The organism is Bacteroidota bacterium (assembly GCA_016706865.1).
GTDB lineage: Bacteria > Bacteroidota > Bacteroidia > Chitinophagales > BACL12 > UBA7236.
On record JADJIS010000001.1, the window covers coordinates 100,155 to 124,398 of the forward strand.

The following is a 24,244-nucleotide window of genomic DNA, read 5'->3' on the forward strand; positions in this document are numbered from 1 at the left end:
TATGATTAAAGTTAAGGAAAAAAAGGGAAGTCGTGAAACGTCCACCTTCGCTAAAGCTACGGAGGACAAGTCAATCGTGAGGCGTGAGTCCGTTGAACTCTATCGGGAGTCAATAGTCATTAGTCAAGAGTAATAGTATTCGGCTATCGAGGATCTTTTCGTGAAGCGTGAATCGTGAAGCGTGAGTCCGGGAAGCATAAACATTTGAGCGTCAATCTCGCAAGTGAATTTTTGATTAATTGTAGAGACGCAATGCATTGCGTCTCTACAATTAATCAAAAATTCACGGTGCGAAGGAAAATTTCAACCCGGAGCAATCTCGCCACTACTAACGGGGTCATTATTCAGGAGTATAAGTTTTCGGTTTACCGGGATCAAACTCATCACTCATAACTCATTACTCATTTTCGTGAATCGTGAGCCCGCTCCTGCTAACATTGGAACTTTTTGGAAGACCTCAAACTTTCGGCCGAGCAAAAGCATACTCACCACTCACTACTCCCCATTCACCCCATCAATAATCCCCCAACGTCTCCTCAAGTTGCCCCAAAGCTTTCTCCAGCTGCTCATTATTCGGAGCAACTCCATGCCATTGGTGGTCGTTTGTCATAAAATCGACACCGCTTCCCATTGCAGTATGTAGTAATATCATAACTGGTTTTCCTTTTCCGGTATGGTTTTGAGCTGTTTTAATGGTTTCGAGTATCTTTTCCATGTCATTTCCTTCCTTAAGTTCAATAACATCCCAACCAAAGGCTTCCCATTTGGCTTTGAGGTTACCTAAACTCATTACTTTCTCGGTGGGACCATCTATTTGCTGACCGTTATAATCTATTGCAGAAATAATATTATCTACTTTGTGATGTGCCGCAAACATGGCAGCTTCCCATATTTGTCCCTCATCCATTTCGCCATCGCCATGCAGGGTGTACACCAAACGATCGTCGCCGTTTAATTTTTTGGCGAGAGCAGTGCCAATTGCAACGGATAAACCTTGTCCTAAGGAGCCGCTTGCTATGCGAATACCTGGTAAATGTTCCGCTGTAGTTGGGTGGCCTTGCAAACGTGAATCCATTTTGCGGAAGGTTTTTAACTCTTCTATCGGAAAATAACCTGCTCTGGCTAAAACACTGTACCAAACAGGAGAAATATGACCGTTGCTCAGATAAAAAACATCTTCCCCGATACCATCCATTTTAAAATCGGTATTGTGTTGCATTACATCAAAATACAAGGCGACAAAATAATCGGCGCAACCCAAAGAACCACCCGGATGCCCGCTCTGACAACCGTGAACCTGGCGAATTATATCTCTGCGCACTTGCGTGGCTATACGTTTTAGTTGATTGATATCTGACATGCGATCTACGTTATTTTGGGCAAAGATAGGAAAGAAAATGGACAGGAGATCTGGGTTAGGTATTTCTATTTATTTGATCGCCATGCAATCATTTTAGACTAAAAATAATGAAATTAAACTGATCATTGCAAAATTACTTTTTTTACCATTTTATCATTCCCTAATGTCACTTCCACCAAATATAAAGAAGGAGGTAATTCATCAAATGTTATTTTGGTGTTTTTTTCATTTAGAGTAGTTTCATATACTAACTCTCCGGACAGATTTAAAATTTTAACTGATGGCCTTTCTTTTTGTGCTAAATTGATATATTTATCCTCCGCAATAATATAAATATCACTTTCAAAACTATATATCGTAATCCCAGGCAAATATATTTCTTCAACAGCATTAAAATTTATGGTATCTCCTGCATAAATGGGTTTATCCACTTCCATTTCATATGCATAATCTTTTATAATTAATACATCTCCCGAGTCAATAACACTGCAACGTATCCAACCATAATGATAATTATCGTCGCTATCCACAAAATGAACGCCCAGATAACGGTCGATTTTTTCTGGGAACCAATTGCCGCCGGATCCAATCAGGATTCCACTATTAAATTTTAGTTTATAAGCCATTCTTTGGAATGGCCAGTCCTGAAAACTTAAACCATCTGGTCCAACCTTTGTAATTATATCGCCAAGATTAATCGCATACGGATAATACCGAGTGAACGAACTTGAAAATGTATTATAACTACCTGCAATTTCATTTTCAGGTGAATCAGGAAATGATGCCCAAATTACCGTTCTTGTAAATGTTTCCCCTAATTCACCTGAATAGGTAGTGGTAACATATTGTGTATTCCCTCGTTGAAATGAAAAATCAATTAATCCATTATTATCCATATCAACAAACCCTTCTTCCTCATAGGTATCTAAAATCATATCCGGATCAATATCAGTATAAATTATTTGTGCCGTTGAGTTATTGTTCAATAGCAAAAACGTAACAGATAAAATGGAATACTCCTTAAGGGTAAATTGAATTTTTCCCATTTAATATATTTTAACGAATTTTTCAGAAAAAATTTGTTGCGATTGTGTTGTCAATTTTACAAAATAAACCCCGGCTGATAATTTACTTACATCAATATAAGACTTTTCACGAATACGATTGCCATTATTCCACCCTATCATCCAAAATCTTCTGCAATGAATACATTTCATCCCTCAACCTCGCAGCATCTAAAAACTCCATATTTTTTGCAGCCTGCACCATTTTCTTTTTGGTATCGGAAATTGCTTTTTCGAGTTGGGGTTTGCTCATGAGTTGCACTACCGGATCAGCTACGAGAGACGACATATCCTGTGGTTCAATATAAGGTTGCGGATCACCGCTTTTGAGATTGACGATGCTGGATTTTTTAAATATTTCTTCTGTTGATTTTATAATTGTTGTAGGGGTAATATTATGTTTTGCATTATATGCAATTTGTTTTGCGCGTCGTCGATTTGTTTCATCGATGGTGCGTTGCATGCTTTCTGTTATTTTATCGGCATACATAATTACTCTTCCGTTTGAATTTCGCGCAGCTCTTCCGGAAGTTTGTGTTAAAGATCTTGTATTGCGTAAAAATCCTTCTTTATCAGCATCTAAAATTGCAACTAAAGAAACTTCGGGAAGATCTAAACCTTCTCTTAATAAATTAACGCCTACAATTACATCAATTTTTCCTAAACGCAGGTCGCGCAAAATTTCCACGCGTTCCAAGGTTTCCACTTCACTGTGAATGTAACGGCATTTTACATTCATCTTAAATAAATATTTTGATAATTCTTCTGCCATTCTTTTTGTGAGTGTTGTAACCAATACACGTTCATTTTGTTGTATGCGCAGATCTATTTCATGTAACAGATCATCTATCTGATTTAATGAAGGTCTTATATCAATGGGCGGATCCAATAATCCTGTTGGTCGAACCACTTGTTCAACAATTACACCACCACTTTGTTTTAATTCAAAATCAGCGGGAGTTGCACTCACATAAATTGTCTGATTTAACAAACTCATAAATTCATCGAAATTCTGTGGTCGGTTATCCATAGCGCTGGGCAAACGAAAACCGTATTCCACCAGATTTATTTTTCGGGCTCTGTCGCCACCATACATAGCACCTACCTGAGGAACGGAAGCATGACTTTCGTCTATCACCATTAAAAAATCTTCCGGAAAATAATCAATAAGACAGAATGGGCGCTGACCCTGTTTTCTTCTATCAAAAAAACGCGAATAATTTTCTATACCGCTGCAATATCCTAATTCCTTTATCATTTCAATATCGAAATTCACGCGTTCGGCTAAACGTTTTGCATCTATATATTTTCCTATGCTTTCAAAATATCGAACCTGTGCATCTAATTCCGCATGAATCTCATGAATTACAGAAGGCAAAATATCGCGAGGAGCTATATATAAATTCGCAGGAAAAATGGCAATATTTTTTTGTGACTCCGTTTTTTTTCCTGTATCGGGATTAAATACTTCTATCTCTTCAATTTCATCTCCAAAAAAAGAAATGCGATATCCAAAATCGGCGTATGCGGGAAAAATATCCACAATATCTCCATTCACTCTGAAATTTCCGCGTTTAAATTCCACTCCCGCGCGACTGTATAATGCATCCACCAAATGATGTAATAATACACTGCGCGAAATTTTATCTCCCACATTCAGTTTGATGATACTTTCTTTAAATTCAGCGGGATTTCCCATACCGTAGATACAACTTACCGTTGCAACAACAATTACATCCCTTCTCCCGCTTTGTAAACTGGAGGATGTTTTTAAACGCAATTTTTCCACCTCTGCATTTATGGAAAGATCTTTTTCGATGTAAGTATCTGAGGATGAAATATATGCCTCGGGTTGATAATAATCGTAATAACTCACAAAATATTCCACTGCATTATCCGGAAAAAATTGTTTGAATTCACCATATAACTGCGCTACAAGTGTCTTGTTATGGGATAAGATAAGAGTGGGCTTTTGCACCTGCTGAATAACATTGGCAATGGTGAAGGTCTTTCCGCTTCCGGTAACTCCCAGTAGCACCTGTGCCTGTTCTCCGTTGTTGATACCATCCACTAGCTGCTTAATGGCCTCGGGTTGGTCGCCTGTGGGTATAAATTTGCTGGTTAATTTAAAATCCATAAGTTCAAACAATAATTATCTATAATTTCTCAAATATAGGGAGAGAAAAGTATCCCTTTTTCACAAAACAAATAAATCCTGATTTCGTTTCGTTAATTTTGCGCAAAATTGAATTATGCGTTTTACAGAAATAACTTCTATTACCGGGATGCCGGGATTGTATAAAATGGAGTCTCAGAAGCCATCCGGCGTTATTGTTACCTCACTTACCGAGGGTTGGACAAAGTTCATCTCCAACAGAGAACATCTATTTTCACCATTGGAAAATATTTCCATTTATGCCGATGACGATACCATTGATCTTTTGGATGTGATGTTAATGGCTTACGAAAAAAAGGAAACTATTCCACCTGCAGATGCCAAAGCTGACAACGACACCTTAAAAGCATATTTTGAGCAAATATTGCCAACCTACGACAAAGAAAAAGTGCATTTAAGCGATATTAAAAAATTCGTTAAATGGTTTGCTATTTTGGATGAAAAAGGTGTTTTCCAAACTGAACTGGAAGAAAAACAAAAGGAAGAGGAAGAAAAATTAAAAACAGAAGAAGTTGCAAAGGAAGAAGTTGTGCAGGAAGAAGAAGCAGAAAAAGTTGCTCCTAAAGCAAAAACTAAAAAGCCGAAAGCTAAAGAATAAATAAGGGTATAAATACAAAAACCCGATGTTAAACGCATCGGGTTTTTTATTTGTTAAATATTTTCTTAAAATTTAATAAATTGTTTGGTGAGTGATCCCTTTTCATTAACCACAGAAACAAAATACAAACCGGAGCTGAAATCCGTTAACGGAATAACAAAAGCACCGTTAGAATTGGAAAAATTAGTTCTGGAAATTAAGGTGCCATTAATATCAAATATATTGACAAATATCGGGCTATTGACAGGTGTTGCAATGTATAAACTCAACTGCTCTTGTGCAGGAGAAACCATATCAAATGTTATTCTATTTAATTCCTCAAGGGTAAGTGGATTGTTTGCCGGATCTTCCTTTATAGTAACACTCGAAGTATAAATTTTATCTCCCGTTGCATCCTCTTCATTATCGCTGGCATTTACTGCAACATAAAAAGTTACATCGCCGTGTGCGTCGTCAGGGGTCCAGTTGAAAGTCCATGTCCGCTCACCATCTCCGGATGTTCCCGACAAAGTATGCGTTACATATTTACTTCCGCCCGTCATTTTAGTATGTAGGGTATTTATCAGCGACAGATCTCCCAGTTTACTTCCTGTTATTGTTTGTGGTGATGCCTGAAATCCGAATTTTTGAACGGCGGTATCGGTAATGGTAACAGTAACCAAATAATCAATTCCTGCTAAATAACCGGTTTCCGGCACATCGGTAAATATTAATCCATCTTTTTCAGATGCACTGCCGGTATGACAATCAACATGGGCACATGTTTGGTTATCATCGCCCGGTGATCCTGTGTTTCCAGATGGAGCACCATCTTCTTTTGCAAAACTATTGGTGCTCAGCCCAATTCCTATAACAAGTGCAAGAAAGAAGAAGAATACATTGATCTGATTTATTTTTTTCATAAAGTATAACCTAAAGTGCAATAAAATTACACGTTGCAAATATATGTATCTACATGTAATTCACAAAATGACATAAAAATTACTTTGATGCATTTATAATAATTTTTCCAGTATCTGTTTTGCTGCGTTTCCCGAGGTTACTTTGGTGATCACTCTATCAATAATACCCTTTTCATTTACAATAAAAGTGATCCTGTGAATAGTGGTAATTATTCTTCCCATAAATAATTTATCGCCATACACTCCATAATCTTTCACAATTTTGAGATCGGTATCTGCTAAAAGAGTAAAAGGTAATTTATATTTATCTGCAAATTTCTTTTTTGAAATTACTGGCGCATGCGAAACTCCAATTATTGTGTAGCCACTCTTTTTAAGAAGGGAATAATTGTCCCTGAAATTACATGCTTCCTTTGTGCAGGTTTCGGAATCATCGTTCGGGTAGAAATAAAGAACAAATTTTTTCCCTTTTAATTGCGCAGAGTCAATCAATTTTCCATTTTGATCGGATGCACTAAATGGTGGAGCTTTATCACCAGCCTTTAAATGTGTAATGGAAACAATTTCTGCCATAACTCAAAAGATCTAAAAATTTGGTCTCAATTGTGATGTTGCATAAAATGCATTGATATGTTTTACCACTTCATCAGCATCATCTGTAATAAATAATAAGTCGAGATCTTCTTCACTTATATTATTTTCTTTGTGCAACATGGTTTCTTTCACCCAGGTCATTAATCCTTTCCAATAGGTTTTTCCAACTAAAATTACCGGAACTCGTTCAATTTTATGCGTTTGAATAAGTGTGAGGGCTTCAAACATCTCATCCAAAGTGCCAAATCCACCGGGCATAAAAATAAAAGCCTGGGCATATTTTACAAGCATAACCTTGCGCACAAAAAAGTATTTAAAATTGATAAGTTTATCGCGGTCGATGTAGGGATTGTGATTTTGTTCATAGGGTAATTCGATATTTAAACCCACAGATTTTCCGCCCTCTTTAAAAGCACCTTTATTTCCGGCTTCCATAATTCCTGGACCACCTCCGGTAATAATTCCGAATCCCTCATGCACTAATTTAGCTGCAATGGATTCTGATAATTTATAATATTTATGATCAGGTTTTGTTCTTGCAGAACCATAAATGGAAACACAAGGGCCTATTTTATCCATATTTTCAAATCCATCCACAAATTCCGCCATGATCTTAAACATGCGCCAGCTGGATTGGGCACTCAACTCGGTCCAGTCTTTAACCTTAAAAAGTTTTTTCCTGCGATACTTTTCTGCCATAAAAATAATTTACAATGATGCTTTATATTTTTTTGTTGAAATTAAGTATAAACCTATAAATGTCAAAATTCCGTTCAATAACAATAATTCATAACCGATCTGATATCCCCCCAAAAGTTGTTTTGAATAAGTATTAATAAAATAACAACAAATTGGTGGAATGATACAAAATATCCAAACCCATTTATCGTACACTGCTCTTTTAGTAAGTATTCCGAATGCAAATAATCCAAGTAATGGACCATAAGTGTATCCTGCAACTGTAAATACGGCATTGATGACTGTATCATTATTAATTGCTTTAAAAACAACTATTACTATTAGCAATAATACCGCAAACCCAATATGAATAACATGCCTGGTATTTTTTTGTTTTACCGACTCTACAGTGGTGGTATCCATTCCCAATATATCAATACAAAAAGAGGTTGTAAGTGTTGTTAAAACGGAATCGGCGCTGGAAAAAGTTGCCGCTGTTATTCCGAGAATAAATACAACCGCAGCAAAAGTGCCTAAATGAGATAATGCCAAAATCGGAAATAACTGATCTGTTTTAGCAGGAATAGCTATTTGCATTGTTTCAGCGTATTCATACAACAATGCGCCCAGAGATACAAAAAACAAATTAATAAAAATCAATACAAAACTGAACCATAAAATATTTTTTTGCGCTTCAGGTAATGTGCGCATACTTAAATTTTTCTGCATCATATTCTGATCCAGACCTGTCATAACAATTGCAATTAATGCGCCGCTAATAAATTGTTTCCCGAAAAAATTTGCTGCATTAACATCCCACACAAATATTTTTGAATACTTACTGTTTGAAATAGTTGTTACCATTTCTGTAAAATTCAGATCCATTTTGTTGGCGATGGCAACTATGGATAATATCACCCCCAATAATAAAAATGAGGATTGAAGAGTATCTGTCCACACCAGTGTTTTAATTCCACCGCGATAAGTATACAATAGAATTAAAATGATCACCACTGTCACGGTAATTTCAAAAGGGATATTCCAATTATCGAAAATAAATAATTGCAATACGGTTGCCGAAATATATAAACGGAATGCTGCACCAATTAACCTCGAAAGAATAAAAAAGAAGGAACCTGTTTTTTGAGATGTGGATCCAAGTCGTTCCCCCAGATAAGTATAAATGGACGTCAGGTTCATTTTATAATAAAGTGGAAGTAAAACCTTTGCTATAAAGTAATATCCCAAAAGATATCCGAACACAATTTGCATGTAACCGAAATTCTGAGTCGCAACCGCGCCTGGCACCGAAACAAATGTTACACCGCTAAGGGAATCACCTATTAATCCAAAGGCAACAGCATACCAGGGTGAAGATTTATTTCCTAAATAATAAGCATTACTTCCCGCATTGCGCGAAGTGACCCATGAAATGAGAAACAGAAAAAGGAAATAAACGGATAATATAGTTACAAAAAACCAAGGCGACATAGATACAGTTAACCAGCGGTGAAAATTAGAGGTAAATTCTTACATTAAACGGCAAGATATAAACACCCTGAATAAGAAAATCTTGAAAGTTGGATTAAATATGAAAACTTTAGTGATTTTCTATTAAGGGTTCCCCCGAATAAGAAAATCTTGAAAGTTGAATATAATTGGAAAATTCTTGCGATTTTCTATTCAGGGTGCCACTTATTAAGAAAATCTAAGGAATCGAATTCAGTTGAAAAACATTGTAATTTTCAATAATTACACTTCGTATGGTTTTACAATTGGCAAACATGCAAACGGGGTGCAAATACTTGCACCCCGTCTTTATATTCTCCAACCATTAAATATTTTTATCTATGCTTTTTAGGTTTATTGATATGTTTTGGTCCCGGACAGCCTAAAATATCTTTAGTGCTTGTTCTGAAACCTTCTTCAATACCTTTAATTAAATTTCTGCTGAAGGTTACCCCAAACCACATATATAGATCGGTATTAGTTGGATCACCTCTCCAGTCGTTATTTTCATAATCGAATGGCTCACCAACCAAAAACTCACCGGTTCTGTTTGATAAATTATAGGCGTCTATACCATTTGCCTCTATCAATAAATTTCTATCGACATAGGTTTTACTAACATCATCCAGATAATCGGTGAAAGTCCAACGAGCTCCATATTCCAAGCCGAGGTTCCAACGTTCGGTAAGCGCCATTTTAAATCCTACCCCAAAAGGAACAGCAAATTCATAGAGGCGATATTTTTCGCGGAATGGAAAAATTTCCATGTCCTGACCTTCTGTTCCCAAAGGTTGAAGATCATACCATTCTCCCTCGTAATAAGCCTGCGGATTAAAATGAAATCCTGCGAGACCTGCGTAAACATAGGGTGCAAATCTCTTTTTAAATTCTACAGGGCGATATCCCCCAATATAATATTCGAATGTAAAAGCAACTTCTGTAACATCGGAAGTGAAACTCAAATTACGGGCTTTCAGGTTGGCGCGATCACTATTTTTGTCGGCAGCTGATATTGTGCCGCTGTATACGTTGAATTTAAGACCCATCTTATGGTCAATATTGTATTTGATGAATCCGCCATATGCAGGATGTGATTCCTTCATCACAACATAATCATGGGTCATATCACCATAATAGTTGGCAACACCACCCATTACGCCCACTTCAACATATGCCGATTGAGCTATAAGATTACTTGATATGAAAAGAAAACTGAGGAGTTTTAATATTTTCATCCTGTGGTATAATTGATTAATTAACAAAATTATCAATTTGTTTTCAAAAAATGTAATTCAACCCTAATATAACTTAAAAATGACGATAATATTGTGTGTGAGAGGTATTATAATTAACGGTTAAAAAGTTTTTTAGTGCCATAATTGCTCTTTTTAAAGCTTTTTCTAATACCCGGGCAATCTGCTTTCTTACGCGACTGGCGCAAACCCGGTTTTTTAAGGTTTTTACTTACCTTGTACTTTCCGCCATCCCAACCTTTAACAGCTATATTTCGGGAAAGTGTTACTCCCGAAAAAATATACCAGTCTTTATTAGTGTCATCACCGCGATATTTATGATCATCGCGCAGCACTTCTATATCACCGTTCATTTCGTCGGTTCTGTTGGAAAGCTGCCAGGCGATATCGCCATTTCCTTCCAGCAATATTTCCTTTGAAATGTATGTTGTGCTTACATCATCCAGATAATCAGTACTAGTTTTTCGATATCCCATTTCAATGCCGATATTCCAATCCTTGGTTATGGATCCCTTAAAACCTAATCCCATTGGCAAGGCATACTGGGTTAAACTGTATGGTTTTCTGTCGGGGTAATAACTGCTCCCTTGCCCTTCGGTTCCAAGTGGTTGAAGCTCATAATAAACACCATTGTATTTCGCCATTGGATTAAAATGATAAACGGCGAAACCGATAAAAACATAGGGTGATAGTATGTTCCACCGATAATTCGGATTGTATTTTTTTAGAAATAACTCCGCAAATACAGACGCCTCTTGAATGGGCGATTGAAAACTCAGATTTCGTTCCTGTTTCCATTGTTCTGTGGAATTATCATCATTTCCGGATATAAATCCCTGATAAACAGATGCTTTAAGTGCGAACCAATAATTGAGATTATATTTATAAAATGCACCTACCGAACCATGCGTTTCTTTAGGCACAAATGCAACGGGAGCAAGGTCTCCCTGATAGTTTCCAACTCCTCCGAACACCCCTAACTCTACATATTGCTGGGCGGTTGCAGTTTGTATATTTACAGCAAACACTAACAAGAATATAAAACGAAGCATGTACTTGAACATGATAAACGGTATTAAAGTCAATACAAATATGCACCATCTGCACAATTATATGGCCATAACAGGCAAAAATAGGGGGTTTGAGGGTCGGCGAGTTAAGTCACTTTTTAAACAATAACTGCGAAATTCTTCAATTGTGTCTATTTTTGCTGATACCTTATTCAATAATGAAATCTAAAAAACTATCCTTATTACTCGCACTCTTTGCAGGAAGCAGCGGTGCAGATCGTTTTTATTTGGGCCAAAACAACGCGGGATGGGCTACTCTGCTGGGTTTTTGGGCAGTATTACCGGCCCTTATTTATGCCATCATAAAATACAATATTTTTCCCAATTGGGAACCCTTCCTATTGACCCGCTTTGCCCTACCTATAGTGTTTCATTTATATGCAGGAGGACGATATCTGGTGATGAATGACACTCAATTCAAGTCACAGGATGTCTCAAAAAGTAAAACTTTTCTGCTTACTGCAGTCGCTTTGCTAGTTTCATTTCTACTGATAATTGGTGGAAATAAACTATTGAGTTCCGCTCAGATCATCGATATCACAAAAGTGGATGCTGAGGTAAACATATCTGCTGAAGAAATGTCGGGAGAGTATCGCACAGATGAAGAGGCATATAGAAAGAAATATGACAATAAGGTTTTGCAAATTGAAGGAACAGTTACAGAACTGGGAAACGATTTTGAACAGGGTCAGTACTTTGCCCTTCGGGGATTGAACAACGACCCATTTGGAATTAAATGTTATTTTGTGGAGCAGAATAGTGCCGATGCTCAACTCGTAAAAATTGGTGATGCAGTGGTGATAAAAGGTGTCGGAAGCGGAAACAAACTGGAAAATTGCAAATTGGTCTCCGTAAATGGCAAAAAGATTTAATTAAATAAACCTCTAAATACAGAATTTTGAATCTACCTTCCAAATGGATGGAACAAGCCGTGAATGAGTTTGCCAAACTTCCGGGAATTGGCAAAAAAACTGCATTGCGTTTAGTATTGCATTTGCTCAATCAGAAACCGGAAGAAGTAAAATTATTTACGGAATCTATTCAACATTTAAAATCTGAGATTCGTTTTTGTAAAAACTGTTTCAATATCGCTGATGATCAAAATGAACTTTGTTCCATTTGCAAAAATCCGAAAAGAGACCATTCCACCATTTGTGTAATTGAAGGATTACGCGATCTTATCGCAATTGAAAATACAAATCAATATAATGGCGAATATCATATATTAGGAGGTGTAATTTCGCCGATAGAAGGTATTGGCCCGGAACAATTACATCTCGACGAATTGATACATAAAACAGAAACGGGAAATTACCGCGAAGTTATCATGGCACTCAATCCTACCATTGAAGGTGATACCACCATTTATTATATTACAAAAAAAATTCTTGATAAACAGATCAAAGTTACTACTATTGCACGGGGAATTTCCTTTGGTGGCGAATTGGAATATACCGATGAAGTTACCCTTGGCCGTTCATTAACCACACGTCGTCCTTTTGAAAATTATATGCATAAAAACGAATGATCAAACTCAGTGTAATAATTGTTAATTACAATGTTAAGTATTTTCTTGAACAGGCCATTCAATCTGTAATAAAGGCCTGTGAAAATATAGAAACAGAAATTATTGTGGTTGATAATAATTCCGTTGATGGCAGTGTGGAATTTATTGAATCCAAATTTATCGGTGCAAGAAAAGATCTGAAACCCGAAATTAAAATAATAGCAAACAAACAAAATACGGGATTCGCCAAAGCAAATAATCAGGGATTACAGATCGCAAAAGGGAAATATATTTTATTATTAAATCCGGATACCGTAGTGGAAGAAGACACTTTTGAAAAATGTCTTTCTTTTATGGATGCACACGCTGATGCAGGGGCTTTAGGGGTGAAAATGATAGATGGCAAGGGGATATTTCTTCCCGAAAGCAAAAGGGCATTCCCGAGTCCTGAAGTTGCATTCTACAAGGCCTTTGGTTTAGCAGCATTGTTTCCGAGGTCCAAAGTCTTTGGCAAATATCATCTTGGTTATATTGGAGAAAATGAGACGTGTGAAGTGGATGTACTTGCAGGGGCATTTATGCTTTTGCGAAAAGATGTATTGGATAAAATAGGATTTTTGGATGAAGATTTTTTCATGTATGGAGAAGATATTGATCTGAGTTACCGCATTGTAAAAGCCGGATATAAAAATTATTATTTTCCGGAAACCAGGATCATACATTACAAAGGCGAAAGCACCAAAAAAGCTAGTTTTAATTATGTGAAAATGTTTTATAATGCAATGAAAATATTTGCAAATAAACATTTTTCAGGTCGACGGGCAGGAATATTTGTAATGTTGTTAAATATTGCTATTTATTTCCGAGCATTAATTGCGGGCATAGTCCGTTTATTTAAAAAAATTGCCATTCCATTTCTCGATGCCATTATTATTTTCGGAGGATTGGTACTGATAAAAGAATATTGGGAATATTATGTTAAATATATAGAGGGAGGTGAATATCCGATACAGTATTTACTCGTAAATGCACCATTATATTGTTTAATATGGATTTTATCTATTTATATAAGTGGCGGTTACGATCGGACCACTAATATTACAAAAATTGTGCGCGGTATATTTTGGGGTACACTTGTGATTGCAGCGGTGTATGGTTTCTTTCCCGAACAGTATCGTTTTTCCAGAGGTATGATCATTGCGGGTGCGGCCTACAGTGTTTTTGTTTTATTGTTATACCGGTCGTTCATTCATTTTGTTAAATACCGCAATTTCAGATTTGGCGAAGAACCGGATAAAAAAATATTGATCATCGGAAATAGTGAAGAAACTAAAAGAGCGCATCAATTGCTCAACCAATTGCAATTGGGAAATCAGATAGTTGGATATGTAACAATGGAAAAAAATTCCAAAAATGAAGACCTTGTTTTGGGATCTGTGGAATCGTTAAAAGAACTTACTTCTGTTTATAAAGCCAACGAATTGATATTTTGTGCTAAAGATATCAGCAGTCAGGAGATCATAAACTGGATGGTGGCACTCGGGCAAAATATCGACTACAAAATAATTCCGGATCAAAGTTTAAGTATTATCGGAAGCAATTCCAAAAATACTGCAGGAGATATTTATACGGTTGACATTAAACTAAAAATAAGTTTGCCGGAACAACGGAGGGCAAAAAGATTTACCGATATATTTTTGTCATTTGTATTTTTAATCGCATCACCCATTTTAGTATTTTTCGTGAAAAACAAAGTTGGATTTTTCAGAAATATATTTTTAGTGATAAAAGGTAAAAATTCATGGGTAGGTTATTACCGAAAAAGTGGTGCCGCTGATTCTTCCGAAGTAAACGCAAATACTTCTGCTTTGCCAGCAATTAAACCCGGTGTTTTACACCCACTTCCGAACTTTGATACCGATCGCGAAAATGAGCTTATGATAGCGAGGATCAATTTTATTTATGCTAAAGATTATCGCGTATCCGATGATCTGGAAATAATTATTTCTGCTCTCCCAAAACTGGGTGATAAGGCACCTTTATTTTAACAGTTTTTCCTCTACTTTTTGTTGCAACCAACCAAGATCTGCTACCTGTTTTGTTTCCTCGATCTTTTCTTTCAATTCGTTTAATTTTGATTTATCGCGTTTAGTAAGCCGCGATAATTTATCAATATATTTTAAAAAGTTTGTATACAACACTTTCACATTTTCACTTAAGGTTTTATTTCTTCTTAAATACACTTTGAAAGCCTCAATGGCACTTTGCATCGGATCCCACTCATCCATTTGATAATATATTTTGATCAGCATTGTGCGGCTATCCAGCGCATAAAATATATCCGTGAACTCTACCTGATTTATCAACTTTAAGGCCTCCCCATATTGTCCTTTAAAAAATAATAAATACCCCATATTATAGTTGAAGGCATTTATCCTGAATTTTTCATTCAATTTATTTTTATAACTTTTAATAAATTGTTCTGTCCATTCAAACTCACCGGCCCGGAGAGCTGCTATTACAATATTTTTATAGGTCCATGGAGATAAGTATCCATCTACCATTAATAGGTTTTTTTCCAGTGCTTGTTTGGAAAGATTAAAATACTCGCGCAGATAGGCCTTATTTCCTGCATTTATTTTGCGTATGGTATAGTTTTGTGCGTAGGCATAAATATCCTTTGCTTCATCCAATGGAAATTTATCGGTATGTTCTTCGAGTAGTTTTTTTAATTTACCAAAATGTTCGTCATTGTCATTTTCCACAAAGGTCATTAATATCTGATAGTAGATAGTAATGGATGGATAATCATCATAACTGTGTTCTCTTAAATGATCAGAAATTTCCTTTAATAAACGCACCTCATAATCCGTGGCCACCAATTTCTGCCGGTTGATCAATTCGCAGGAATATTTTAATTTGGTAGCAATATAAAATAAGTCGAGAAAATCTGTAGCCTTTTGTAAACTCGCATCATAAGCCCTCTTTTTTTGGCGATCGAAAAAAAGATTTAATTCACTCTGCAATAAATATTCCTTATAAAAATATGGAGCATTTCGATACGGATCCTTTTCTAAAAAATCTTTTGCTGTTCGCAAGGTCTGATCAAAAAGTTTGTCGTTCTCCCATTTATTGTATACCCTTAAAATATTACAATATCCCTCCAACTCATTCGCGAAATAGGAATTGTATTTTATAAAACCCTCAACGTGATCCACAATATCACTCATCAGATAACCGAGTTTCTTTTCTGTGATCTGCAATCCCGGAATTCCCTTTTTTATCAGCTTCTCCTTATCAACCTTTTTAACTTCAAATTCAGGGGCGTATTTTTTGATATGGTTGTAAAAAAGGAGCAGGTCATTATCCTTGTTAAAAAAGGGAGAAGCTAGGTAATCAGAAAATTTATTCAATTCCTTGGTACTGAAATTCCGCAACATGTCTATCATCTTACTCTTATACATAACTTATTTTTATATATCACGGGTGAAAATACCACCTTTTTATCGGAAAATCGTTAAAATGTGAACAAATTGCAATTGCATTGAAATGCATTAACTAATTGAAAATCAATTAATTAATATAAATATGATGAGTAGAATCATGTTTTTTTTGTTAAAAACAGTTCGGAAAAGCATGGAAACCATAAGATATTGTATTTTTAGATTGGTCATATCCGCCTTTACTTTACATTGACAAAATACTCAAACTCAATATATATGCAGTTTATTTCGGAACTCTTTAATAGATTAAAGCCACTTTATGCTGCTGTAATAGTGTTGTTCGCCAATTCAATGCTTACAGCCCAAACTATACCGATCACAGTTGATGATACTATCAGACTGTGTGAAGGCACAGCTTTTACCATCGACGTATTACTAAACGATACAAATGATGCAGGGGAAGTTCTTGAGGTTGATATCCTGGCTGGCCCATCCAGTCCACTTATCGACTATGATGATGAATTATTACCGGAAGGCACTTACGACATTTTTGTAGATGCCGGCTTTATTGGTGAGGATGTTATGGTTTATGAGGTTTGTGGCGAGGATGATGAACTTTGTGCCATTGGTTTGATCGTAATTATTGTAGCCGGAGCTGATAATTGTGTTTGGCCTGGTGATGCCAACGTGGACAGTATCTGTAATTACCTCGATCTGTTGCCAATTGGTGTGTATTTCGGTAATAATGGCCCAACCCGTTACGATATCGATGGTACCTGGGAAGAATCTTATTGTGATGAATGGGAAGATCTTGTAGAATATTATATAGCTCCCAATGCAAAATTTGCCGATTGTAATGGCGATGGCTATATAGATGCATCAGATACCCTTGTTATCGTTAGTAATTATGGTCAAACGCACGGCGATTATATTCCGGAAGCTTTTATCGGAGGACCGGATGATCCAATTCTTGGTGTAGATTTCTTTTCTGATACCATTGAAGCGGGAAGTGAAATAATTATACCTCTTCTATTAGGAACAGATGATACACCTGCTTCCAATATTTATGGTTTGGCATTCGAATTTGATTATGATGAAACATTAATAGATGCTTCCAGTGTAAAAGTAACTTTTAATTCAGGCTGGCTCGGAACTCCCGGTACTGATCTGATTTCCATTCAAAGTAACGACACTATAAATGGAATTATAAGTGTTTCCGTAACCAGAATTAATCAGATATCAAGATCAGGCAGCGGCCATGTTGGTGAAGTGAGTTTTGTAATGGAAGATAATATTGCAGGTAAACTTACCAATCAAATTTCTTCTCCTGTAAATTTCTGTATCAGTTTTCCTCAAACAATAAATAATTTCGGAGTACCAGTTAATATTAATCCTATTTGCGATTCTATTATTGTATTCCAGATAACTGATGGAATTGAAAATTATTTGCAGAATAATTCTTATGTATATCCTAATCCTGCTGATGAAATGGTAAATGTTTTATTGGGGGAAAAAATTACAGGAACTTGTATTGTGCAAAATATGTTCGGACAAACCGTTGAAATGGAACAGATAAATAATTCAGAAAAAGTTACATTTTCTACTAAAGATTTCGCAGCCGGAACTTATACAATAACCATTCAAACAGAAAAAACTGTATTTACTAAAAAAATAATCTTACAACATTAATTAATAATAAAACACCACAAAACTTTCCTCAACATTAATAAAGAAATATGAAAAAAATTTTAACTCCAATTTTTATTCTGCTCCTCAGCAGCACAAGTTTAATGGCATCACTTCCTGATTGCCATGCCGATTTTGACTTCACCGTTGTTGGTGCAACAGTAGATTTCGCAGATGACAGCGAGTCGGAAACCGGTGATATAAGTTATGCATGGACCTTTGGTGATGGCAGTACTTCCACCGAAGCAAATCCAACCCATATTTATGCAGAACCCGGTACTTATACAGTTTGTCTGGTAATAGAAACCACAGGCGGATGTAGCGACGATAAATGTGAAATTATTGTAATTGGCGGAGGTGTATTTTGTGCTGCAGGATTTGAATATGTGGTAACAGGTTTAACAACTACTTTTGAAGACGGATCTGAATCCGCTCCGGGAGATATTGTCAGTTATTCCTGGAGTTTTGGTGATGGAGGTACTTCTACTTTTATTAATCCTACACATACTTATGCTTCTGAAGGAACATATAATGTTTGTTTAAGTATTGTTACATCCGATGGTTGTGAAGATGTTACTTGTTTTCCTGTTACCATTGGTGGTGGCGGAGCAGAGTGTGAAGCGAATTTTGAATTTAATACAGATGGATTAACTGCAACATTTGATGATATTACTGTTGGTGATGTTACAAGTTGGTTATGGACATTTGGTGATGGTACGGAATCAACAGAAGAAAATCCAACGCATACATATGCAACTATCGGAACATATAATGTTTGTTTAATTGTTACAACTGCCGATGGCTGTATTGCAGATATTTGTATGACAGTTGTTGTAGAAGATGGAGGAGGAATTGAATGTGATGTTAATTTTGATTATGAAGCAGATGGACTTACCATTTATTTTAATAGTAATACCGACCCTGGTCCGGGAGATGTTGATGCCTATGTTTGGAATTTTGGAGATGGAACATTTGGTGATGGAGAAAATCCAATTCATACTTATTCCGAACCCGGAATTTATACGGTATGTGTTACCGTTTACTTTTTCGGTGGATGTGTTTCAGAATTTTGTTATGAAGTGTATGTTGGTGAAATATTAGAATGCACTGCCATGTATGAAGTAACTTCCATGGATAGTGGCAATGTACATTTTTACGGTTGGGTTGAACCCACTGCAGACCTTGTAACATATGTTTGGGATTTTGGTGATGGAACTACATTTACAGAAACCACTGCAGGAACTCCTTCTGATCCATGGCATACTTATACTGAACCTGGAGTTTATCTTGTTTGTGTTACGATAGAAACCGGAGCTGGTTGTGTGGATGAATATTGCAGTGAAATAGTAATAGAAGATGGCGCCGATTGTTTATCTCATTTTGAATTCAACACAGATGGATTGGATGCCAATTTTTATGAAACTGCAACCGGTGATGTAGTAGAATATTTCTGGGACTTTGGTGATGGAGAAACATCAGATGAAGCAAACCCTGATCATAATTATGACGACCCCGGTATATATAATGTTTGTTTAACAATTAATACAATTACAGGTTGCACAGATATGTATTGCCATATTGTTGAAGTGTCGGAAGGTGGAGGAGATTGTGAATCTGATTATGAATTTACTGATATCGGATTAATGGTTAGTTTTTTTGAAACTGCCGATGGTGGTGGTGAAGACATCACATCTTATTTTTGGAGTTTTGGTGATGGAACATTTTCTGATGATGCAAATCCTACACATACTTATACAGAAGAAGGTGGATATTTAGTTTGTTTAACAATAACCACAGCTGATGGGTGTACTTCAACATTCTGTGATGAAATAAATGTAGAAGAAGGTGGTGCGGGAGATTGTGAGGCATCATTTGTTATTACATCTTTAGAATTAACTCCGGATGGTTGGCTTGCAACATTTGATAATACTTCCGTTGCAGGTGCCGATATCGTTTCTGTGATATGGTATTTTGGTGATGGCACCACTGCAACTACTTATGATGCAGAACATCTTTATTTAGAACCCGGAGAAGACTATGTAATTTGTATCGTAATTACAACTGCCGATGGTTGTGTTTCCGAATTCTGCGATGAATTTCTTATTGGTGGAGATGGTGGCGAATGTGAGGCTGATTTTGATTGGGATGATGATGGTTTAACTGTTGATTTTACAGAAGATGCCGATGGTGCCGGAGCTGATATTATTAGTTATATCTGGACATTTGATGATGGCACCGGCGACTATGGAGCTGAGGTTACGCATACTTATGATATTTCCGGTGAATACGAAGTTTGTCTCACCATTATTACTTCCGATAGTTGTATTGATACACATTGCGAAGAGGTGGATGTGGAAGGAATTCCTGCACCTTGCACAGCAGGTTTCGAAATTGAAAGTTTTGAAGAAACTCCTGATGGATGGGTAATTGTTTTCACAAATACTTCTGAAGGTACCGGACCGGGATCAGAAAATTATCATTGGTATTTTGGAGATGGTGGTGTAAGTGAAGCAATTAATCCTGATCACTTATATGAAACTCCTGGTATTTATACAATTTGTGTAACAATTGGTGAAGATGGTGCAGATTGTTTTGATGAATATTGTGAAGAAATATTTATTGGTGGCGATGATGATTGTGCAAATCTGGATCTGATCGATTCCACTTACGAATGTATCGAAATTTACGAACCGGTTTGTGGTTGCGATGGAGTTACTTATAGCAATTCTTGTTTTGCTGAATATTACGGAGGAGTTCTTTTCTGGTCGGAAGGTGCATGTGATGGAACTGCAATTGAAGAAGAAAATATTTTCGGATTTGTTCAGCTATCGCCTAACCCTGCTCAAAATGAAGTGCAATTAAAATACACTTTACAATCAAATGCAGATGTTCGGATTTATGTTATGAATATGGTGGGGCAACAATTAAACGAATTAATAAATAAACCGATGGTTGCAGGAAGTTATAATTTACAATTTAATACAACCGATCTTGCCTCAGGAATTTATTTAATAAATATTGTTGCAGGAAACGAACAATCGGTTCAGAAATTAGTGATATCCAAATAGTAGTTTATATTTTAAAAAAAAGGTGATCTCGTTGTGAGGTCACCTTTTTTTTTAAAAGTTGAAGTTCTGAGTTCTGAGTTCTGGGTTCTGAGTTCTGGGTTCTGGGTTCTGGGTTCTGAGTTCTGGGTTCTGAGTTCTGGGTTCTGAGTTCTGGGTTCTGGGTTCTGAGTTTACTCACTTCTATTCACCACTCACTTCTAACCTATTGTCAATAGTCAATAGTGAGGAGTAAAATCTTTCGGCTATCGAGATCCTACTCATTACTCATAACTCATTACTCATTTTATGAATTGTAAGTAAAGTTCAATTCGCAGCAATATGCTCCAATGTTACAAACTGCCAACTGCCCACGGGCCCCCAACCCCATAGGGGAGCTTGCATTTTCGTTCTCATATAAATTTGATTTTCAATTCGAAGCATTAGGTACCAATGTTACAAACTGCCAACTGCTACTGCGACTGCCCACTAGCTCAATGATCATCATCCTTAAACGTCCCCTTATCCTCCCCTTTCTTAAATGCATTATCCAGCTCTTCCATTTCTTTTAATTCTTCTGCTGTCCATGCGCGAACTTCAATTCCGGTGAGATTTGGTTTGCCGGCATTTATCCATGCTGTTAAATAAAAACTACCTAAGGTAATTATCGATTCACGCATTCTTCGCTCTACCATATTGTCGAGCATATCGTTATATTTTTCGGTGTACTCTTTTGAATAAACACGAACTGTGGATGCGCCGCGAGTTTCATAACTATATTTTTGGTCGGATGGAAATTCTGCATTTAATTGTTTTTCCATTCCTAAAACAGAATCTACCATGCTGTGACTTTTTAAAACAATTTCCCAAACCTTAGCATTTATATCGGGAATAAATTCTGCTTTACCGGTTAAATAATCAAAATTCTCCCCCATCATTTCCGGAATTCTCGATTCCCAAAATCCGTGAATTCCAACCTGATTTGTTTTTTGTCCGTTATAGTTTTCTGTGCAATGCAAAGGCACATGAACATCACCAACATAATGTCCGAGATCGGCAGAAGTTTTTAAAATATAATTTATGTCTTTATCCTGAAATGCTTTTGTTAAACGAAACATCATTCTTTCAATATGCCAGGGAACTATTCCATATGCATTTAAACTATCCTCCGAAAATTTTACAACAGCATCATTCCATTTACGCGGAATTGCAGGAAAAGGAGATTCTCCGTAGTGATCAACATCTATATAATGTCGAGGTGCCTCTTCCTTGAATGCATATCTCCTTTTATCCGGATCCACAGCATGTTCAGTGATATATTCGATATACGGTTTATAAAATCCAAACAGGTCTTCCGGCAATGTATACAATGCCATTTTATTAATGCGCTGATGCCCCCAAAATCCCCACGGCGTTGGAGCGGCGGCAAAGGTTACGATCACTGAAAGTAAAAGGGATAAACAGAGTATTTTTTTCATGATTGTTTTTTGACGTAACAAGGTTAATAATTTTTTTTCGAAGTTCGAAGTTCTGGGTTCTGAGTTCTGGGTTCTGGGTTCTGGGTTCTGGGTTCTGGGTTCTGGGTTCTGGGTTCTGGGTTCTGGGTTCTGGGTTCTGGGTTCTGGGTTCTGAGTTCTGGGTTCTGAGTTTACTGCGGAGGATAATTTTTCTATGCATCAAACTGTGAATGCGAATGATGAAAGAGTTTAAATGGTTGAAATAGTTTACTTCGGAGAATGATTTATCAATGTTAAAAACTGTGACTGAGACTGAGACTGCGACTTGTTAAAGGGGTTGAAATAATTTGGTTCGGAGGATAGTATATCAATGTTACAAACTGCCAACTGCCACTGCCAACTGCCACTGCCAACTGCCACTGCCAACTGCCACTGCACACTGTCGACTATTACTACTGACATTCTACTGACATCAACCTATTCCTCATTCAGCGCACCAACAATAATCTCACACGCATCACTAATTTCTTCATCCGAAATTATCAGCGGCGGAGCTATACGCAGACAATCGGAAGCAAACAAAAACCAATCTACCAATAATCCCTTTTCGATTAATTTTTTATTTAATTGTAGATTATAATCTGAGCTATCAAATTGTATTGCGAAGAGTAATCCGCAATTGCGAATGGATTGAATTTTTGGATGGATTAATTTTTCTTTAAATAATTGTGCCTTTTTTTCTACCTGATCTATTAGATTGAAATTCAATAATACATGCGCCGCTGCTACTCCGGCTGCGCAACATACCGGATGGCCTCCGAAGGTTGTAATGTGGCCGAGAAATGGATTTTCGGTGAACACCTGCATTATTTCACGTGATGAAATAAATGCTCCGAGTGGCATTCCTCCTCCTACTGCTTTTCCAAGAATTAATACATCTGGAATGATATTAAATTTTTGAAAGGCAAATAAATTTCCTGTTCTTCCGAAACCTGTCTGACATTCATCAAACATTAATAATGCTCCAACCTCCGAACATTTTTTTCTTATGGCAGACAAATAGTTTTCTTCCGGTAAAATCACACCAGCTTCTGCCTGAATGGGTTCTATTAAAACACAGGCAGTTTTTTCTGTAATAAATTTAATATCCTCAAAATTATTATAAGTCAATATTCTATTATCCGGAATTAAAGGGCGAAATGCATTTTTTCTTTCTTCGGTATTTCCAGCACTTAAAGCACCCATGGTACTTCCATGATAGGAATTTTTAAAAGAAATAACTTCCGTTCTACCGCTATATCTTTTCGCCAATTTAATTGCACCTTCCACCGCCTCGCTCCCCGAATTTGTAAAATAAACGGAACTCAAATTTTCCGGTAAATGATCTGACAACCACTTGGCATATTTAACTTGCGGCGACTCCACAAATTCTCCATACACCATTACATGCATGTATTTATCGAGTTGTGATGTTATCGCCTCCTTAACTTTTTTATTATTGTGTCCGATATTACTCACAGCAATTCCGGAAATAAGATCGAGATATTTTTTTCCATCCACATCATACAACCAACATCCATCCGCACGATCAATTTCCAACATTAATGGAGTATTGCTTGTTTGAGCGACATGGTTTAAAAAAAGATTTCGCATAAAACAAAGGTAATGTACCAATGAGAGAATGTACCAATGTACCGATGAACAGCCGCATAGTGCTCGGGAGGAAAATTTTTGCTCCGGGGGAAAAGAATTAGCCAATTAGCAAATTAGCAAATGGAACAGCCGAGCACTGCTGGGGAAGGAAGTTTTTGCTTCGGGGGAAAGAATAATTAGCCAATTAGCAAATTAGCAAATGGAACAGCCGCGTACTGCTGTAGAGGAAAGTTTTTACTCCGAGGAAAAA

Annotated in this window: 19 protein-coding genes; 6 read left to right on the forward strand and 13 right to left on the reverse strand. The window is 36.7% G+C overall.

Translation table 11 applies throughout. From position 1 onward, the window contains the following. Nucleotides 1–514 precede the first annotated feature (514 nt). The 4 genes from IPI31_00440 to uvrB form a co-directional block, all read right to left on the reverse strand. Complete coding sequence (locus IPI31_00440; GenBank protein ID MBK7566272.1) at nt 515–1,360, reverse strand: transketolase; 846 nt, start codon at nt 1,358–1,360, stop codon at nt 515–517. Between the two features lie 122 nt (nt 1,361–1,482). Further along, nucleotides 1,483–2,406 carry a T9SS type A sorting domain-containing protein gene (locus IPI31_00445; GenBank protein ID MBK7566273.1) on the reverse strand — a complete coding sequence of 308 codons (924 nt, stop codon included), beginning with the start codon at nt 2,404–2,406 and terminating at the stop codon, nt 1,483–1,485. Continuing rightward, nucleotides 2,407–2,547 (reverse strand): T9SS type A sorting domain-containing protein, encoded by a 141-nt coding sequence (locus IPI31_00450; protein MBK7566274.1) that lies wholly within the window; start codon nt 2,545–2,547, stop codon nt 2,407–2,409. Further along, nucleotides 2,531–4,561, reverse strand: a complete 2,031-nt coding sequence (uvrB, locus tag IPI31_00455; GenBank protein ID MBK7566275.1) for an excinuclease ABC subunit UvrB — start codon at nt 4,559–4,561, stop codon at nt 2,531–2,533. The genes IPI31_00450 and uvrB overlap by 17 nt, the downstream gene beginning before the upstream one ends. Before the next feature lie 115 nt (nt 4,562–4,676). Between uvrB and IPI31_00460 the strand changes: the two genes are divergently transcribed. Further along, nucleotides 4,677–5,198: a DUF5606 domain-containing protein gene (locus tag IPI31_00460; protein MBK7566276.1), complete on the forward strand. Its 522-nt coding sequence runs from the start codon at nt 4,677–4,679 to the stop codon at nt 5,196–5,198. Between the two features lie 65 nt (nt 5,199–5,263). Here IPI31_00460 and IPI31_00465 read toward each other — a convergent pair whose 3' ends face one another. The 6 genes from IPI31_00465 to IPI31_00490 all read right to left on the reverse strand — a co-directional run bounded on the left by IPI31_00465 (nt 5,264) and on the right by IPI31_00490 (nt 11,198). Then, nucleotides 5,264–6,100, reverse strand: coding sequence for a T9SS type A sorting domain-containing protein (locus IPI31_00465; GenBank protein ID MBK7566277.1), 837 nt, complete (start codon nt 6,098–6,100; stop codon nt 5,264–5,266). Nucleotides 6,101–6,193: 93 nt separating this feature from the next. Next, nucleotides 6,194–6,655, reverse strand: coding sequence for a thioredoxin-dependent thiol peroxidase (bcp, locus tag IPI31_00470; protein ID MBK7566278.1), 462 nt, complete (start codon nt 6,653–6,655; stop codon nt 6,194–6,196). 30 nt (nt 6,656–6,685) lie between these two features. Then, nucleotides 6,686–7,393, reverse strand: coding sequence for a TIGR00730 family Rossman fold protein (locus tag IPI31_00475; GenBank protein MBK7566279.1), 708 nt, complete (start codon nt 7,391–7,393; stop codon nt 6,686–6,688). A 9-nt stretch (nt 7,394–7,402) separates the two neighbouring features. Then, nucleotides 7,403–8,863, reverse strand: a complete 1,461-nt coding sequence (locus tag IPI31_00480; protein MBK7566280.1) for a sodium:solute symporter — start codon at nt 8,861–8,863, stop codon at nt 7,403–7,405. Nucleotides 8,864–9,216: 353 nt separating this feature from the next. After that, nucleotides 9,217–10,116, reverse strand: a complete 900-nt coding sequence (locus tag IPI31_00485; GenBank protein ID MBK7566281.1) for an outer membrane beta-barrel protein — start codon at nt 10,114–10,116, stop codon at nt 9,217–9,219. A gap of 113 nt (nt 10,117–10,229) precedes the next feature. Next, a complete protein-coding gene (locus tag IPI31_00490; protein MBK7566282.1) occupies nt 10,230–11,198 on the reverse strand; it encodes an outer membrane beta-barrel protein in 969 nt (322 codons plus the stop codon). Between the two features lie 164 nt (nt 11,199–11,362). Here IPI31_00490 and IPI31_00495 point away from each other — a divergent pair, with 164 nt between their 5' ends. Genes IPI31_00495 through IPI31_00505 form a run of 3 tightly spaced genes read left to right on the forward strand, consistent with a single transcriptional unit; the run spans nt 11,363 to nt 14,759 of the window. Further along, nucleotides 11,363–12,076, forward strand: coding sequence for an NINE protein (locus IPI31_00495; GenBank protein MBK7566283.1), 714 nt, complete (start codon nt 11,363–11,365; stop codon nt 12,074–12,076). Between the two features lie 26 nt (nt 12,077–12,102). After that, a complete protein-coding gene (recR, locus tag IPI31_00500) occupies nt 12,103–12,732 on the forward strand; it encodes a recombination protein RecR (GenBank protein MBK7566284.1) in 630 nt (209 codons plus the stop codon). Further along, nucleotides 12,729–14,759: a glycosyltransferase gene (locus IPI31_00505; GenBank protein ID MBK7566285.1), complete on the forward strand. Its 2,031-nt coding sequence runs from the start codon at nt 12,729–12,731 to the stop codon at nt 14,757–14,759. Before recR ends, IPI31_00505 begins: the two co-directional genes overlap by 4 nt. On the opposite strand, the gene IPI31_00510 is transcribed toward IPI31_00505, so the two are convergent. Further along, a complete protein-coding gene (locus IPI31_00510) occupies nt 14,751–16,175 on the reverse strand; it encodes a hypothetical protein (protein MBK7566286.1) in 1,425 nt (474 codons plus the stop codon). The genes IPI31_00505 and IPI31_00510 overlap by 9 nt on opposite strands. 255 nt (nt 16,176–16,430) lie before the next feature. Here IPI31_00510 and IPI31_00515 point away from each other — a divergent pair, with 255 nt between their 5' ends. After that, nucleotides 16,431–17,843 carry a T9SS type A sorting domain-containing protein gene (locus IPI31_00515; GenBank protein MBK7566287.1) on the forward strand — a complete coding sequence of 471 codons (1,413 nt, stop codon included), beginning with the start codon at nt 16,431–16,433 and terminating at the stop codon, nt 17,841–17,843. A gap of 47 nt (nt 17,844–17,890) precedes the next feature. After that, nucleotides 17,891–20,908, forward strand: a complete 3,018-nt coding sequence (locus IPI31_00520; protein MBK7566288.1) for a PKD domain-containing protein — start codon at nt 17,891–17,893, stop codon at nt 20,906–20,908. Nucleotides 20,909–21,378: 470 nt separating this feature from the next. Here the strand turns inward: IPI31_00520 and IPI31_00525 are convergent, their stop codons facing one another. Then, nucleotides 21,379–22,362 (reverse strand): S1/P1 Nuclease, encoded by a 984-nt coding sequence (locus tag IPI31_00525; GenBank protein ID MBK7566289.1) that lies wholly within the window; start codon nt 22,360–22,362, stop codon nt 21,379–21,381. Between the two features lie 456 nt (nt 22,363–22,818). Beyond that, on the reverse strand, nt 22,819–23,994 hold the full coding sequence (locus tag IPI31_00530; protein MBK7566290.1) for an aspartate aminotransferase family protein: 1,176 nt from the start codon (nt 23,992–23,994) through the stop codon (nt 22,819–22,821). Nucleotides 23,995–24,244: the final 250 nt, after the last annotated feature.

Bases quoted from the DNA above. Each gene is read 5' to 3' on its own strand.
- IPI31_00440 (MBK7566272.1), bottom strand. From the start codon at position 1,360: ATGTCAGATATCAATCAACTAAAACGTATAGCCACGCAAGTGCGCAGA.
- IPI31_00445 (MBK7566273.1), bottom strand. From the start codon at position 2,406: ATGGGAAAAATTCAATTTACCCTTAAGGAGTATTCCATTTTATCTGTT.
- IPI31_00450 (MBK7566274.1), bottom strand. From the start codon at position 2,547: ATGATAGGGTGGAATAATGGCAATCGTATTCGTGAAAAGTCTTATATT.
- uvrB (MBK7566275.1), bottom strand. From the start codon at position 4,561: ATGGATTTTAAATTAACCAGCAAATTTATACCCACAGGCGACCAACCC.
- IPI31_00460 (MBK7566276.1), top strand. From the start codon at position 4,677: ATGCGTTTTACAGAAATAACTTCTATTACCGGGATGCCGGGATTGTAT.
- IPI31_00465 (MBK7566277.1), bottom strand. From the start codon at position 6,100: ATGAAAAAAATAAATCAGATCAATGTATTCTTCTTCTTTCTTGCACTT.
- IPI31_00475 (MBK7566279.1), bottom strand. From the start codon at position 7,393: ATGGCAGAAAAGTATCGCAGGAAAAAACTTTTTAAGGTTAAAGACTGG.
- IPI31_00480 (MBK7566280.1), bottom strand. From the start codon at position 8,863: ATGTCGCCTTGGTTTTTTGTAACTATATTATCCGTTTATTTCCTTTTT.
- IPI31_00485 (MBK7566281.1), bottom strand. From the start codon at position 10,116: ATGAAAATATTAAAACTCCTCAGTTTTCTTTTCATATCAAGTAATCTT.
- IPI31_00490 (MBK7566282.1), bottom strand. From the start codon at position 11,198: ATGTTCAAGTACATGCTTCGTTTTATATTCTTGTTAGTGTTTGCTGTA.
- IPI31_00495 (MBK7566283.1), top strand. From the start codon at position 11,363: ATGAAATCTAAAAAACTATCCTTATTACTCGCACTCTTTGCAGGAAGC.
- IPI31_00505 (MBK7566285.1), top strand. From the start codon at position 12,729: ATGATCAAACTCAGTGTAATAATTGTTAATTACAATGTTAAGTATTTT.
- IPI31_00510 (MBK7566286.1), bottom strand. From the start codon at position 16,175: ATGTATAAGAGTAAGATGATAGACATGTTGCGGAATTTCAGTACCAAG.
- IPI31_00515 (MBK7566287.1), top strand. From the start codon at position 16,431: ATGCAGTTTATTTCGGAACTCTTTAATAGATTAAAGCCACTTTATGCT.
- IPI31_00520 (MBK7566288.1), top strand. From the start codon at position 17,891: ATGAAAAAAATTTTAACTCCAATTTTTATTCTGCTCCTCAGCAGCACA.
- IPI31_00525 (MBK7566289.1), bottom strand. From the start codon at position 22,362: ATGAAAAAAATACTCTGTTTATCCCTTTTACTTTCAGTGATCGTAACC.
- IPI31_00530 (MBK7566290.1), bottom strand. From the start codon at position 23,994: ATGCGAAATCTTTTTTTAAACCATGTCGCTCAAACAAGCAATACTCCA.